This is a genomic window from Ensifer sp. ENS06 (assembly GCF_014852205.1).
GTDB lineage: Bacteria > Pseudomonadota > Alphaproteobacteria > Rhizobiales > Rhizobiaceae > Ensifer > Ensifer adhaerens.
This window is the reverse complement of the sequence record NZ_JACVBC010000002.1, coordinates 749820-763490: the sequence shown is the minus strand read 5'-3', so window position 1 is coordinate 763490 and position 13671 is coordinate 749820. Positions and strand designations below refer to the sequence as shown.

Genomic DNA, 13671 nt, shown 5'->3' with positions numbered 1-13671 from the left:
GTTGTGTGGGCCCTCATTCGGGTCGTGAAGCCGGCCTATTAGACGGCCTGTGCAGGCCTTCAGACGTGCCGCCCGAGGTGTCGTTTGTGGCGCATGGCGTCCATACACAAGCATCTGTTCCGCCGGCGCCATTGTTTGGCCTCTCCGCGCAAATCCGCTTGCGTCACCACCGCAAATCACATAAACATATCTTTATGTGTTGATGGGGATCGCTATGGCTCTGCTGAGAGAACTGGGTCTGGATGCGTTGGTGGACGTGCTGAAGGCGGCGGGCGAGCCGACCCGCATGCGTCTCGTCGCGCTTCTCGCCGCCGGGGATCTGACCGTCACCGATCTTACCGAAATTCTCGGTCAATCGCAGCCACGCATTTCCAGGCATCTGAAGCTGCTGGCGGAGGTCGAGCTGATCGACCGCTACCAGGAGGGCGCCTGGGCCTATTTCCGCCTCCGTCAGGACGGTGCCCGGGTCGGGCTCGTGCGGGCGATGCTGGCTTCCGCCTCCGTCGACGACGCGGTGTTGGCGCGTGATGCAGCCCGGCTTACCACCTTGAAGAAGGCGCGCTCGGAGAAGGCGCAGGCCTATTTCAGCCGCAACGCCGCCGGCTGGGACGAGCTTCGCCGCCTGCATGTCAGCGAGCGTGACGTCGAGGCGAAGCTGCGCGAAATGGTGGGCGACGAGCCGGTCGAAAGCTTGCTCGATCTCGGCACCGGCACAGGCCGCATCCTGCAGCTGTTCGAGGGCCTCTATCGGCGCGGTATCGGTGTCGACGCCAGCCGCGACATGCTTGCGGTGGCGCGCTCCAATCTCGATCGCGCCGGCATCACCAAGGCGTCGATCCGCCATGGGGACATCTTCAACCTGCCGCTCGACGGCCAGACCTTCGACCTCGTCACCATTCACCAGGTGCTGCATTTCCTCGAAGAGCCGGAAGCCGCGATCGCGGAAGCCGCGCGCATGCTGATGCCGGGTGGACGGCTGGTCATCATCGACTTTGCGCCGCACGGGCTTGAGCATCTGCGCGACGAGCACGCCCATGCGCGCCTCGGCTTCTCGCACCAGGCGATGGCCGATTGGCTGGCGAAGGCTGGCCTTGTGCTCGAGAAGACCACGGATCTTTCGCCTGAGGGGGCGAATGATGGAAAATTGACGGTGACGATCTGGCTCGCGCGTGATCGGCGGGCCGTGAACGAGAATGAAACGCCGCGGCCGCGTGTCCAGGCGGGGGGAGTATAATAATGACGGCACAGACGCTTTACCCGGCCGAACGCGGCAATCTCCGGCTCTCCTTCGAATATTTCCCGCCCAAGACCGACGAGATGGAAGCGCAGCTCTTCCAGACGGCAGACGACCTTTCGGCCTTCGGTCCGGCCTTCATCACCGTCACCTACGGCGCCGGCGGCTCGACCAAGGCGCGTTCGCTGACGACGGTCAGGCGCTTGATCGCGGAAAGCGGCTTTGCCAATACCGCTGCGCACCTGACCTGCGTCGGCGCGCCGAAGGCGGAGGTCGATGCCGTGATCGACGAGTATCTCAGCTTCGGCGTCCGCCACTTCGTGGCGCTGCGCGGCGATCCCCAGGGCGGCATCGGCAGCACGTACCAGCCGCATCCCGAGGGTTACGCCAGCAGCACCGACCTCGTGCGGGCGATCCGTGCGCGCGGGGACGACATCGAGATTTCCGTCTCCTCCTATCCGGAGAAGCACCCGGAAAGCCCTGATGTCGCCGCTGACATCGACATGCTGAAGCGCAAGGTCGATGCGGGCGCAACCCGGGCCCTGACCCAATTCTTCTTCGACAACAATGATTTCGAGCGCTACCTCGAACGAGTGCGGCGCGCTGGCGTCAACATCCCGATCGTGCCGGGCATCCTGCCGATCAACAATCTGGCGCAGGTGCAGAAATTCGCTGGCCTCTGTGGCGCCACCGTGCCGGAGGCGATCGTCACGCGGCTCGTGCATCTCGAGGACCAGCCGGTCGAGCGCTTCAAGGAGGCGACCCACATCGCCGCCGAGCAGATCGTCGATCTCGCCCGGCGCGGCGTACGCGATTTCCATATCTATTCGATGAACCGCACGCCGCTGGTGACAGCCGTACTGGATCTCGTCGGTTTCGAGCGGGTCTCTGTGGAAGCGGTGGGCGCGATCGATGCACCGCGGATGGTGGCGGCCGGCGCGGCCGCCTGACCTTCGCTCGCACCTTGCGACGGGCAAGGTGCGCTTCGCCATGTTGAACTTCCGAATGGCTGCGAACGCGCCGCGTGTCCTGGCAGACAGAGGTCGCCGCCGCGCTTTGGTATGGCTCCATGCCTTTTGGGGTCTCTTCGGCTGCGGTCGCAGCAAGCGTCCCGATCGCTACAGCATCCACCAAAAAGGAAAGCGCCCGAAGATCGATCTTCAGGCGCTTTCTCGTTTGTCGCAGCGTCTAGACCTTATGCTCTCTTGGCGGTCTAACTGGCTTGGTGCTGCAAAATGGTTTCCCGGAAATTTAAGTCCCTATTCGGTTTGGACTCTCAGCGGCCGCTCCTCAGATGAAGAGCATCGTGGCCACGAATACGAACGCTGCACTGATCATGATGACATTCAGCGAATGTGTAAGGCCCATGGAAGACCCTCCCTGCGTTAACGCGTTAAAACATAGGGCGAAATCACGACACGTTAAAGGGAAACTTGTGCTGCAGTGCGAAATGCGTGAGCCGGCGCTGCCTTATTCACAGGCCTATAGTTCTGATTTTATTTAATTTTCCAGGCTGCCACATTTTTTTCACAATCGCTTCAGCAAGGTTAATATAAACGTTTGTTACCGTGCGTGAGTGGCCCGGAGCGGGACGAAAATCGGCCGTCGATTCCCCCGCAAACCATGTCTTTTTCACGCGGTGCGAAGCACTCAAGGTGTGTGGGCTTTTTCTGTAACCGACCACGATCAGATGTCAGGCGACCCGCCGGAAACGCAGGATTCGACCGTCGAGCACGGCGAGGCCGAGGGCGATCAGCACCATGCCGGCGAAATCGGCCGCCTGCAGCGTCTCGCCGAGAAAGAGGTAGCCGAGCAGGATCGCGCTTGGCGGCACCAGCAGGGTGACCAGTGAGGCATTGGTGGCGCCGGCCGCGCGCATGATGCGGAAAAAAAGGATGTAGGCATAGGCCGTCGAAACCAGCGCCAGGCCGAGGATTGACAGGATCACCTCGACGGGCGGCATCGGCAGCAGCCAGGGCGTGTCGGTAAAGGCGGCCACCGGCAGCGCGATCAGCGTCGAGGCGGTCAGCTGGCCTGCGGCCGTCACGGGAGGGGCGAGATCGCGGAAGCGTTTGCCGTAGGTCGCCGCAAAACCATAGCTGATGGCGGCAAGCACCGGCAGCAGCAGCGCCCAGAGCGGCACGCTGCTTGTGGTGCCGAAGAGACCGGCAACGGCGCTCGGCCCGATCAGGACGACGGTGCCGGCGAGCCCGAGCAGGCAGCCGGCGATCTTGGCGGGACTCAGCTTCTCGTCCTCGGTCGCCATGTTGGCGATGATCACCGTCCAGACCGGCGTCGTGGCGTTGAGGATCGCCGCCAGTCCGGCGCCGATGTGGGTTTGTCCAAGGAAGATGAAGGCGTGCGGAATGGCGTTGTTGATCAGCCCCATCAGCGCGAATTCGCGCCAGCGGCCGGCAAGCGCCTCGTACATGCCGAAGCGGCCGCGGATATAGATATGCAGCGCCAGGGCTGCCAGGCCCAAACGCAGGAACACCAGCGTGAAGGGCGGCACATGGGCGACGGCAACGCGGGCGAAGAAGAACGATCCGCCCCAGATCAGGCCGAGCAGGGCAAGCAGCGCCCAGGTCCCGGCGCTCATCTGATTGCCATCGACGGTGCTTCGCGCATTCATGGTGATGCCTATCCGTGCTGATTGCGTGGTGGCGTCAGTCTCCCTCCGCCGGGTGGACGCCATGGCGCAAGCGCCTGGTTACCGCTCCCGGATCGGTTGTGCTCCGACACAGGATACATAACCCGGCACGCCCGGCGGAACCACCCGGTTCTTGCGGCGATGATGAGGGCCGCATGCGTGGGGGCGAGCCGGTGGGCTCTCATCAACCGGGATCCGGTCGGCCGTTGTGGCATGAAAAAACCCCGGAGATCGATCCGATCTCCGGGGGTCATGGTTTTGAAACGGCGGTTCGGGCTTAAAGCGCGTTCAGGAGTTCGAGCGTCGCCCAGCCGTCGGCCGGACGGCCGAGGCGGAGCTGCTCCTTCTGGAGTGCCGCGCGGGTGCCGGAGCCGAGGATGCCGTCGATCTTGCCGACATCGTGGCCGAGCGTCTGCAGCTTGCTCTGCAGTGCCTTCATGCCGGTGTCGTCGAGGCCCGGTTCCGGATTGCCGCCTTCATAGGTCGGCGCGCCGCCGAGACGGGTCGCGAAATAGGCGGCAGACGTCGTGTAGATGAACGACTGGTTCCACTCGAGATAAACGTTGAAGTTGGGGTAGGTGAGGAAGGCCACGCCCTTGCGGCCCTGTGGCAGCACCAGCGAGGCTTCAAGGTTGCCGAAGGCGGTGTCGCCGTTGCGCGGCTTGACGCCGAGCGCGAACCAGTCGCTGGCCTTCATGCCCGGCTGCAGGCCGGTTTTTTCCCAGGGGAGTTGCTCGGGAACGCTGACTTCCTGGATTACCGGCTGGCCAGCCTTGTAGCCGAGGCTCTGGATGAACTTGGCGGCGGTCAGGATCGCGTCGGGCGAGCTCTTCTTCAGGTTCACGTGGCCGTCGCCGTCGCCATCTACGCCATAGGCGATGATGTCTTCCGGCAGCATCTGCACCTGGCCGATCTCGCCGGCCCAGGCGCCTGTCGTCGTCGCCGGGTCGAGGTCGCCATGCTGGACCATCTCGATCGCCGCGATCAGCTGCGGGCGGAACATCTCTGGACGGCGGCAGTCGTGGGACAGCGTCACCAGCGCGTCGCGGGTGTTGAAGTCGCCCTGGACGGCGCCGAAGTCGGTCTCCATCGCCCAGAAGGCGGTGATGACCGGGGCCGGCACGCCGAATTCTTTCTCTGCGCGAGCAAAGACGTCAGCATAGTCCTTCATCTTCTGCTGGCCGATATCGAGGCGCGACTTGCTGACGGTGCGTTTGGAGAATTCGGTGAAGGTCTGCTTGAAGACGCCCTGGGTGCGGTCGCGGCTGAGCACCTTTTCATTGATGGCGGCACCGGCGAGCGCCCGGTCAGCGACATCGGCCGGAACGCCCTTGGCGACCGCTTCGGCCTTCACGCCCTGAAGGAAGGTTGCGAGATCGCCACCGCAGGCAACGGCCGGGGATGCCGTCTTCGCGCCTGTCGAGGCTGCGGTCTGGGCGGCGGCGGCCGAGGCGGTCAGCGCCAGAAGAGCGACGGAGGCAAGCGCGCGCCGGGCTGTGCGGGTCATCATGAAATTCCTTTCTTTGCCGTGGGGCGCCTTGCACCACCACGGGCAATCAAATCGCTGCGAAATCTGCCGTTGCTCTCTCAGAGCATTATGACCGAAAGAAGAAAATGGGTCTTCCTGCCGCACCTGCCGGCAGGAATGTCAGTTCTGCTTCGGCTGCGAGACCGCGGCGACCCAGTTCTTCCAGTTTTTCGCCGAGCCGGCGAAGACATTGATATCGGTGGCGCCGTCGATGCCGGGGATGACCCCGGTGCTGGTATATTGCCAGAACGCCCAGCGGCGCTCGACATAGACCTCACCCGGATGCTTGGCGACCGAGCGCACCCAGAAGTGATGTTCCTTGAACTGGTCGACGAGATTGTCGCGGTGGAAGTCGACCGAGGTGTAGATGATCGGGCGCTTGCCATAATGGGCTTCGAGCCGGTCCATGAAGCGCTTCATCTCGACGCGCACTTCGTCCGGCGTCGGGCGATGGCGGCAGGTCTTCGATTCGCCGTTCCACTCGACGTCGAGAACCGGCGGCAGATAGACCGCGCTCTTCGGCACGTTGGCGATGAACCAATCGGCCTGGTCGTCGGCGGTCGAGCAGAAATAGTAGAAGTGATAGGGCGCATAAGGGATGCCGGCGGCCCGTGCCTTCTGCCAGTATTCGGGAAAGCGGGTATCGACCCGGTCCTTGCCTTCCGTCGCCTTGATGAAGGCGAAGGAGACGCCCGAGTTCTTCACCTTCATCCAGTCGATATCGCCATTCCATTTCGAAACGTCGATGCCGTGGATATTGTGGTGCTGCGGGGTCCGGTCGCCGAAGTTCTGCGGGTCCGTATCGTGGAAGCGCGGCGGGATCGATGCCGTCTGCATCAGGTCATAGTCGGTCGACGAGCAGCCGGAAAGAAGGGTGGCAAGCGGCAAGAGAGCCAGGAGAAGCCGGCGCATGATTTTCCTGTCTAGAGACGATCGATGATCCTGCCTCACACGATGGCTTCCTGTCGGTGATTTCCCCAGTGAGGCGTGAACCCCATTTTCACCATATCATCGTAAAAATTGAGTTAGCTCAAGCGGGAATTGCGGACGGCAGAAAAGCGCAAAAGCGCCGAAAACCAGGCGGTTTCGGCGCTTGCCGGAATGGCTGCCCTCAGGCGGGATGCAAAACCTTTGTGTAAATCGCCTGCCGCTCAGGCGGCGATCGCCACGGAAGGGCGGTGATAGACGGCGAGCCAGGCATAGCCGCGGCCGATCGTGCGCCGCTCGAGATCGGCGCCATTTTCGCGGGCTTTCTCGCGTAACACGTCGAACAGCCGCTCGCGCGGCGTCACGTGGAAGCGGTTGAGCCAGCCGTGCAGCGCCCGGCGGAAGCTCGTCGGCAGGCGTTCCTGCTGGCCGAAATCGGCAATGTGCAGCGAGCCGCCCGGATTAAGCGCTGCGATCGCCGCGTCGATCGCCTTCTGCCAGTCGGGGATCATCGACAGCGAGTAGGAGATGACGATGTGATCGAAACCCCTTTCGCCGAAGATCGCCGGGTCGAAGTCCGTTGCGTCGGCGACATGCAGCGTGGCGCGCCTGTTGCCGCCACGGTTGAGCTTCGCGCCGGCCGAGGTCAACATTTCCTGGGATATGTCGAGCCCGAACAGGCGGGCCGACGGGAAACAGCGGCCGATCAGCGCCAGATTGCGGCCGGTGCCGCAGCCGACCTCAAGCACCGAGGCGCCGGGGGCCGGGGTCATGTCGCGGATCAGCGTGTCGCGGCCGAAGAGGTAGTACTTCCGCGTGAGATCGTAGAAGTGCCGCTGATAGCGGTACATATGGTCCATGCGCCGCGCGTGGGAGATCCCGGCCTGTTGCACGTCTCAGCCCTTCCTGCGGTAGATGTGGAAGCCGCCATAGATGGCGGAGCGGTCTTCGGCGCCGAGCCGTAGCGAGGTTTCGGCATCGTAGTGCCACTGGTCGAGCAGGGCCGAGGACACACGGCCGGGCAGGATGCTGTCTTCCGCCGCAGTGCGGAAGATCACGACTGCGCCCTCATCCGCCGTGCGGGTGATCTCGGTCCAGAGGTCGTTCAGCTGCTGGTCGGTCATCCAGTCCTGCGCGTCGAGCAGGATATAGCGGTCGACCGAGCCGGCGGATTTGCCGGCGAGAAGCTCGGTGAAGCTTGCGTGATGTACCTCGACGCGCTCGGCATTGTTGCGGATCGCCTCATAGGCGCTGGCGTCAAGATAGGGCGGCAGGTCGCCTTCATGCGACAGCGGGTAGCGGCGGCCGAAGGCCTGCCAGGCGAAGTAGTTTTCGCGCAGCGGGAAGTGACAGGTGAGCTTCTCCAGGCGATGGCGCAGAACGGCGGCGAGCGACTTTTCGGCACTCAGGCTTGCGAGCTCGTCGAACTGCTGCGGCGGAATGCCGAGGCCGAAAAGGGAGCTCTTGCGCCCGGTGATCCAGCGGATGACGGGACGATCGAAGAGCGGTGCCAGGCGCTCGTCGAAGAACTGCCGCTGTTCGCGCATGGAGCGCGCCTGGACGAAGTCCTCCGGATTGACGCCGTGCAGGCGGGCAAGCAAGTGGCTGGCTGCAATGAAGCGGCCGAGCAGACCGGTGCGGTAGATATTGCGGCCAAAGACGCCGATACGCCGGCGACCGGTCATGTCGCGGCCGGTCCAGTAGCTGCGCGTCGCTGTATCAAGTTTCGGCGCGAGGAAAAGATCGAAAGCCTGGACGTTGGTCGTCGTGCCCTGGATCGCCAGGAAGCGCGTGACATCCTTGTGGCTCGGCAGATGGCGGAAGGCTGCGAGCTTCAGGCGGTTGAGCGCGATATGGTGCGGGTTGAGGTCGACGACGTCTATTTTCCGTGGGCCGGCCGACAGATAGGTCAGCATGTTGCAGCCGCCGGAGCCGATGGTGACGATCCGGCTTTCCGGGGTCAGTTGCATCGCCTCCATGTCGACGATCGGATCTTCCCAGATCTGCGGATAGACGAGGCCCGAAAATAGCAGGCCGAACAGACGTTCCGAGAAGCCTGCGAGGGAGAGGGTCTTGTGCTGGAGCAGGGCGTTTTTCAGCTTCGGATTTTTTCTGCCAAAGCCAACGTCGGAAGCGATTTCGTTCATCTCAGACGGTCATCCAGTTGAAACTGAGGCGCTTCTAAAGTGACTCGGCTACACTTTGATGACGGGCTTTCTCACAGGGCCCGGGCGGTCTCCGGAACGCAATCTACAATTTTTCACCCATAAGAATTCATTAAACCCTGACGTGCTAGCACCGCCTTACATACGGGGGGCGTCGACATGATGTTAGGTACGTTTCTGCCGAAGCCCGAGCAGCGATTTGCGGCTGCCGGCGCGGCATTGGGGGCTCTGGTTTCTGCGGCGTGGCTTGCCAGCGGAACCGCTCTTCCCGACCAGATGGCGCCGCATTGGGACGTCCCTGCCGTTATGGCGGCCGGCGCCATGCCTTTCATCCTCGGCGGCTCCTTCTATCGCTGGCGCTACTCGCGCCGGCTTGAGCTGGAGCTGCGTGCCGCGCGGCGCGCCGAGCGTCGCCTGCGCAACGAAGTCCATCGCGACAAGCTGACTGGGCTTGCAAACCGCGCTGCGCTCGAGGCCGATATCAGCCAGGCACTCAGCGCAGAAGGTGCCGCGTTTGCGCGCAACGCCTTGCTTCTTCTCGATCTCGATCGCTTCAAGGTGATCAACGACACGCTGGGACATGACGCCGGCGACCGGTTGCTGGCTCTGTTCGGCGCCCGGCTCAGGCGTGCCTTTGCCGGCGAGGCGACGGTCTACCGCCTCGGCGGTGACGAGTTCGTGCTTGCGGCCGCGTGCGCGCCGTCTCAAGCCGATGCGGAAATGCTCGCAACGCGGGTGGAAAAGCTGTTCGAAGCGCCGTTCGATCTCGGGGAAACGCGCATCGCTTCAGGCTGCAGCATCGGCATCGCCTTCATCGAGCGGTCGGACAAATCGACATCGGACGTGTTGAAAAGGGCGGACCTGGCACTTTACGAAGCCAAGGCGATCAGCGGCAACAGTCATGCCTTCCACTCGGAAACCCTGAGCCATGCCGTGCGGCAGCGGGCGGAAGCCGAGCGCGATCTTACGCGCGGTTTCGAGGCAGAGGAGTTCTTTCTCGCATTCTTGCCGATCCTCGGCATCGAAAGCGGCTCCATCGGTGGGTTCCAGGCGCTGCTGCGCTGGCGGCATCCGCATCTCGGCGTCATCGGCGCGGAAACGTTCGAGCCGCCGGAGCAGAGCGCGACTACGCTGGCGCTTGCCGCCTGGGCGCTTCAGTCCGCCTGCAGGCAGGCGGCCGGCTGGTCTTTCCCGAAAGGGCTGACGATTGCGCCCTTCGTCTCGCAACTGCGCGACCGCGATTTCGTCACGCAGGTGGAGCGGTGCCTTTCGGATGCTGGCCTTTCGCCGGAACGCCTGACGATCGAGGTCGCCGAGGGCGTCTCGACGGACGATCTCGTCATCGTCACCGAAAACTTGCGGGGGCTGCGCGCGCTCGGCGTTCGCGTCGCGCTTGGCGGCGGCTCCGCCTCGTCGCTGCCCCTGAACCAGATCTCCGACGTGCAGCCCGACCAGGTGACCGTCGATCTCGCCGCCGTGCGGGCCGCACATGGCAGCGAACGCAGCGTGGCGTTGCTCGCCTGCCTGATCAAGACCGGACAGGTGCTGCGGCTTTCGATCGCCGTCAGCGGTGTCGAGAAGGAGAGCGAGGCGGATTGCGCGCGGGCCTGTGGCGCTGCCGAGATCCGCGGTCCCTGGGTTTCGCCTGTTATGGCCGACGTGTCGGTGCTCGTCGGCGACGGCGAAGCGGGAGAGGCGCGCCTCTCTGCGAGTGCGTGAGCGAGAGCTCGAAGCGCTGCACCTTTTTCGACTGCTTGTGCGTTTTTCCAATATGAAAAGTTGAGGCGGCCGGGGCTTTCCCTTGCAGCAAAATGCTGGTTCTCTTTGCGCATCAGGCCGGAGGATCGCATGGGACGTTTGTTGAAGATTTCGGGTGCCGTGCTGGCGCTGATCGTCGTCGGTCTGTTCGGTTGGCTTGCGCTGGCGCCGCCGGAACTGCTGAAGGTCGGCGACGGCTATGCGGCAAAAATCGTCTGTTCCAACGTCTTCATCGCCGGGCGCGATGCCCAGGCTGTGCTCGCCGACGACGTGCAGGCCCCCGGCCATCCGTTGCTCAAGCTGGTGCGCGTCGATGTCGACAAAGAGAAACAGCTGGTGACGGCGCGCATCCTCGGTTTTGCCGCACCCGGTTACGCGGCCTATCGTCCGGGTGCCGGCTGCGCCAGCCTGCCGGACGGCGATGCCGCGGCTCTGGCACCGATCGAAACGAAAACCGCCGCTTCAGCGCCCGTGCCGGGTGTGGCCTGGCCCGAAGGCGAGGGGGCTGTGATCGAGCCGACCTTGCAGAAGCTCGTCGAGGACGCTGACCTCGCCGGGCCGGGCATGCGGGCGATCGCCGTGATCCACGACGGCCAACTGGTGGCGGAAACCTATGGCCAGCGTTTCGACCGTTCGACGCCGTTGCTCGGCTGGTCGATGACCAAGTCGGTGACGGCGGCGCTGATTGGCCTCAGGATTGCAGAAGGGCGCATGGACGTGTCGCAGGGCGACCTGCTGCCGGAATGGGCCGGGGACGAGCGGGCGGGCATCACGCTTGCCGACCTGATGGGGATGCAGAGCGGACTTGCCTTCAACGAGAATTATGGCGCCGTCACCGACGTGACGCGCATGCTCTATCTGGAAAGGGACATGGCGGGTTTTGCCGCGACGCGGACGTTGGGTGCAAAGCCCGGCACGAACTTCAGCTATTCCAGCGGCACCAGCACGCTGTTGTCGCGGATCTGGATGCGCACCTTCGACGATCCGACGGCAGCGCTTGCCTTTCCCTATGACGCTTTGTTTGCGCCGCTCGGCATGACGAGCGCCGTCCTGGAGACGGACGAGAGCGGCACCTTCGTCGGTTCCTCCTACATGTATGCGACGACGCAGGACTGGGCGCGGTTCGCGCAGCTCCTGCTGCAGGACGGTGTCTGGAAGGGGAGGGCGATGCTACCGAAGGACTATGTCGCCTTCATGCGCACGCCGACCAAGGCATCGGGCGGCAAATACGGCCAGGGCCAGGTATGGCTGGAGGAAAACGGCGTGCGGGCGGGAACGGGCAGTTTCCCGGCGGATGCCTTCTGGATGCTCGGGCATGACGGCCAGGCGATCATGCTGGTGCCTTCGTTGAAGCTGGCGGTCGTGCGGCTGGGGCTTACGCCTTCGCGGCTCGGCTATGACGTGCAGAAGCTCAACGCCAAAGTAATAGAGGCGCTCGATTGAGCGCCTCGTAAGGGGATTCCTGAACCATCGAGAAGCAGCTTCGCTTCGGGCCAGCCGGGGTGGCCGGCTTACTTCATGCCGAGCTCTTCGAGCAGGCCCTTGCGCTTGGCGTGATAGTAATAGCCGCTGGCATAGAGCTTGACTGCGCTGTCATGCTGGTTGTCGGCCACCATCCAGGCGCCATGCAGATACTTGGTCGCGTATTTGAGGTTGGTTTCCGCGTCGAACAGACCTTCCGCCGGACCGTCATAGCCGAGACCCTTGGCGGTGTTGTAGCGGATCTGCATCAGGCCGTAATTGCCCTTGCTGTAGGCGCGCGGATTGTAGTTGCTCTCGCGCTTGACGACGCGGTGCACCAGTTCCACCGGAATGCCGTTGAGATCGGCATAGTACTTGATCATCTTGTCGAGTTCGGGACGCGAGCTCGTCGGCGTCTTGGTGAACTTCATCGAATCCGGGATGACGTTGGCGACTGCGGCCACCGTCGAGCCGATGACGCCGGTCTTCGGGCGCTCGGTCGGAACGATCATGCGGTTGGCGACCAGAGTTTCGAGGCCGACCGGTTCGCCGGTGTCGAAGTCCGATTCCATTGCTGCTGCAACTGCGAGCGTCGAGACCGGCAGATCCTGGACGCGAGCGGTCTTGGTTGCCGCCGGCGAGAGGGCGGCGGATGCCACCTGAGTGGAGTCGGCGGGCGAGGGGGCTTCCGCTGCGGCAATCGCCGCGCTGGCACCGGTCTGCGTCGTCGGGGCAACCATGGCAAGCGCCATGGTGTCGCCAGGCTTGGCCGCGGGGACCGCGACCAGTGCGGGTGCTGCTTCCGCACCCTGTGCCAGATCGGTCGCGACCGGATAGGTGGCGGCGACGCCAGCGGTCTGAGCCGTCAAGGCCGCGCTCGTTGCGGTAGCGGCGCCGTCGGGCGTCGGCAGTGCATAGGCGGTCATTTCGGTGCCGGGCTTTGCGAGGGGCGTAACCGTCTGCACGGCCGTGAGGTCTGCCAGCGACGTGTGCTCTACCGTTGAGCATCCCGAGACGATGGTCGCCGACAACAAAGCTGCCACGCCAAACGTCTGTTTGGAAAGGGAAATACGGTAATTCGCCATTCTGTCACTTTCGTGCTTCTGGGCCCCGTAGCCCCTGCAAATCAGCGGTTGCCAGCCGCCAAGCGTGAATCTCCATTAACCTATGAGGCTGGCGGCGGCAAGCGTGGGGTCGAATTTCAGGCCGTGGCCCGCTTCATCGTGGCCGTCAAAAGCCCGGCGCCGATCAGCATGGAGCCGCCGGCGCGGTTGACGATCCGCCGCACATTCGGCTTGGAAATCGTGCTGCGGGCGGCGGTCGCAAGGGCTGCATAGAGGCTGGCATTGAGGATCGCGAGCGTGAGGAACGTCAGCTCGAAAATCGCCATCTGGGTAAAGAGCGGCTGGCTGAGATCGAGGAACTGCGGCAGGAAGGCGACGAAGAAGACGATGCTCTTCGGGTTCAGTGCAGTCACCGCATAGGTATGAAAGAAGATGCGAAGTGGGCGTTCCGTCGACGTGGTCTCGAGGTCGGCGTCGCCGCCGGCGGCCACCGGCGCGCGCCAGAGCTTGATGCCGAGCCAGATAAGATAGGCAGCGCCCACCCATTTCAAGACGGTGAAGATGGCGGCAGAGGTGGCAAGCAGGGCGCCGAGGCCGAGCATGGAGGCGGTCATGGCGGTGAAATCGCCGAGCGCCACACCGGCGACCGTCGCGCCCGCCGTCTTGCGGCCATGGCCGAGCGCGTAGGAAATGACGAGGAGAATGGTGGGGCCGGGGATGGCGAGCAGCACGGCCGAGGCCGCGGCAAAGGCAAACCAGTGTTCGAACGACATGAAAAAGCTCCGCGCTGAAGGTGGTGTTCGGCAATCAATTCGCCGAGCCAGCCACGGAAACGCGGAGCCGTCAACGTCTAATCAAGCGTTGTCGGCGGGTGGCATATCCAC

General features: G+C 63.7%; 11 protein-coding genes. 4 read left to right on the top strand and 7 right to left on the bottom strand.

Annotated features, from left to right (window positions below):
• Positions 1-214 precede the first annotated feature (214 nt).
• Together IB279_RS12910 and metF are read left to right on the top strand one after the other, a co-directional pair.
• On the top strand, positions 215-1234 hold the full coding sequence (locus IB279_RS12910; RefSeq protein WP_112771116.1) for a metalloregulator ArsR/SmtB family transcription factor: 1020 nt from the start codon (positions 215-217) through the stop codon (positions 1232-1234).
• Between the two features lie 2 nt (positions 1235-1236).
• Complete coding sequence (metF, locus tag IB279_RS12905; RefSeq protein ID WP_060605539.1) at positions 1237-2184, top strand: methylenetetrahydrofolate reductase [NAD(P)H]; 948 nt, start codon at positions 1237-1239, stop codon at positions 2182-2184.
• Between the two features lie 743 nt (positions 2185-2927).
• On the opposite strand, the gene IB279_RS12900 is transcribed toward metF, so the two are convergent.
• The 5 genes from IB279_RS12900 to IB279_RS12880 form a co-directional block, all read right to left on the bottom strand.
• Positions 2928-3866 (bottom strand): DMT family transporter, encoded by a 939-nt coding sequence (locus IB279_RS12900; protein ID WP_113080888.1) that lies wholly within the window; start codon positions 3864-3866, stop codon positions 2928-2930.
• A gap of 295 nt (positions 3867-4161) precedes the next feature.
• Complete coding sequence (locus IB279_RS12895; RefSeq protein ID WP_112771203.1) at positions 4162-5391, bottom strand: lytic murein transglycosylase; 1230 nt, start codon at positions 5389-5391, stop codon at positions 4162-4164.
• A 141-nt stretch (positions 5392-5532) separates the two neighbouring features.
• On the bottom strand, positions 5533-6324 hold the full coding sequence (locus IB279_RS12890; RefSeq protein ID WP_034792376.1) for a GH25 family lysozyme: 792 nt from the start codon (positions 6322-6324) through the stop codon (positions 5533-5535).
• Positions 6325-6563: 239 nt separating this feature from the next.
• Complete coding sequence (locus IB279_RS12885; protein ID WP_112771114.1) at positions 6564-7199, bottom strand: class I SAM-dependent methyltransferase; 636 nt, start codon at positions 7197-7199, stop codon at positions 6564-6566.
• 36 nt (positions 7200-7235) lie between these two features.
• Positions 7236-8486: a DUF3419 family protein gene (locus IB279_RS12880; protein WP_112771113.1), complete on the bottom strand. Its 1251-nt coding sequence runs from the start codon at positions 8484-8486 to the stop codon at positions 7236-7238.
• Between the two features lie 177 nt (positions 8487-8663).
• On the opposite strand from IB279_RS12880, the gene IB279_RS12875 reads away from it, so the two are divergent.
• Positions 8664-10223: an EAL domain-containing protein gene (locus IB279_RS12875; protein ID WP_112771112.1), complete on the top strand. Its 1560-nt coding sequence runs from the start codon at positions 8664-8666 to the stop codon at positions 10221-10223.
• Positions 10224-10352: 129 nt separating this feature from the next.
• On the top strand, positions 10353-11705 hold the full coding sequence (locus IB279_RS12870) for a serine hydrolase (RefSeq protein ID WP_112771111.1): 1353 nt from the start codon (positions 10353-10355) through the stop codon (positions 11703-11705).
• 68 nt (positions 11706-11773) lie between these two features.
• On the opposite strand, the gene IB279_RS12865 is transcribed toward IB279_RS12870, so the two are convergent.
• Both IB279_RS12865 and IB279_RS12860 read right to left on the bottom strand, forming a co-directional pair.
• A complete protein-coding gene (locus IB279_RS12865; protein ID WP_034792386.1) occupies positions 11774-12808 on the bottom strand; it encodes a lytic transglycosylase domain-containing protein in 1035 nt (344 codons plus the stop codon).
• 116 nt (positions 12809-12924) lie between these two features.
• Positions 12925-13560: a LysE family translocator gene (locus IB279_RS12860; protein ID WP_034792388.1), complete on the bottom strand. Its 636-nt coding sequence runs from the start codon at positions 13558-13560 to the stop codon at positions 12925-12927.
• Positions 13561-13671: the final 111 nt, after the last annotated feature.

Coding starts and splice junctions, on each gene's coding strand:
- IB279_RS12910 (WP_112771116.1), top strand. CDS start 215: ATGGCTCTGCTGAGAGAACTGGGTCTGGATGCGTTGGTGGACGTGCTG.
- metF (WP_060605539.1), top strand. CDS start 1,237: ATGACGGCACAGACGCTTTACCCGGCCGAACGCGGCAATCTCCGGCTC.
- IB279_RS12900 (WP_113080888.1), bottom strand. CDS start 3,866: ATGAATGCGCGAAGCACCGTCGATGGCAATCAGATGAGCGCCGGGACC.
- IB279_RS12895 (WP_112771203.1), bottom strand. CDS start 5,391: ATGACCCGCACAGCCCGGCGCGCGCTTGCCTCCGTCGCTCTTCTGGCG.
- IB279_RS12890 (WP_034792376.1), bottom strand. CDS start 6,324: ATGCGCCGGCTTCTCCTGGCTCTCTTGCCGCTTGCCACCCTTCTTTCC.
- IB279_RS12885 (WP_112771114.1), bottom strand. CDS start 7,199: ATGGACCATATGTACCGCTATCAGCGGCACTTCTACGATCTCACGCGG.
- IB279_RS12880 (WP_112771113.1), bottom strand. CDS start 8,486: ATGAACGAAATCGCTTCCGACGTTGGCTTTGGCAGAAAAAATCCGAAG.
- IB279_RS12875 (WP_112771112.1), top strand. CDS start 8,664: ATGATGTTAGGTACGTTTCTGCCGAAGCCCGAGCAGCGATTTGCGGCT.
- IB279_RS12870 (WP_112771111.1), top strand. CDS start 10,353: ATGGGACGTTTGTTGAAGATTTCGGGTGCCGTGCTGGCGCTGATCGTC.
- IB279_RS12865 (WP_034792386.1), bottom strand. CDS start 12,808: ATGGCGAATTACCGTATTTCCCTTTCCAAACAGACGTTTGGCGTGGCA.
- IB279_RS12860 (WP_034792388.1), bottom strand. CDS start 13,560: ATGTCGTTCGAACACTGGTTTGCCTTTGCCGCGGCCTCGGCCGTGCTG.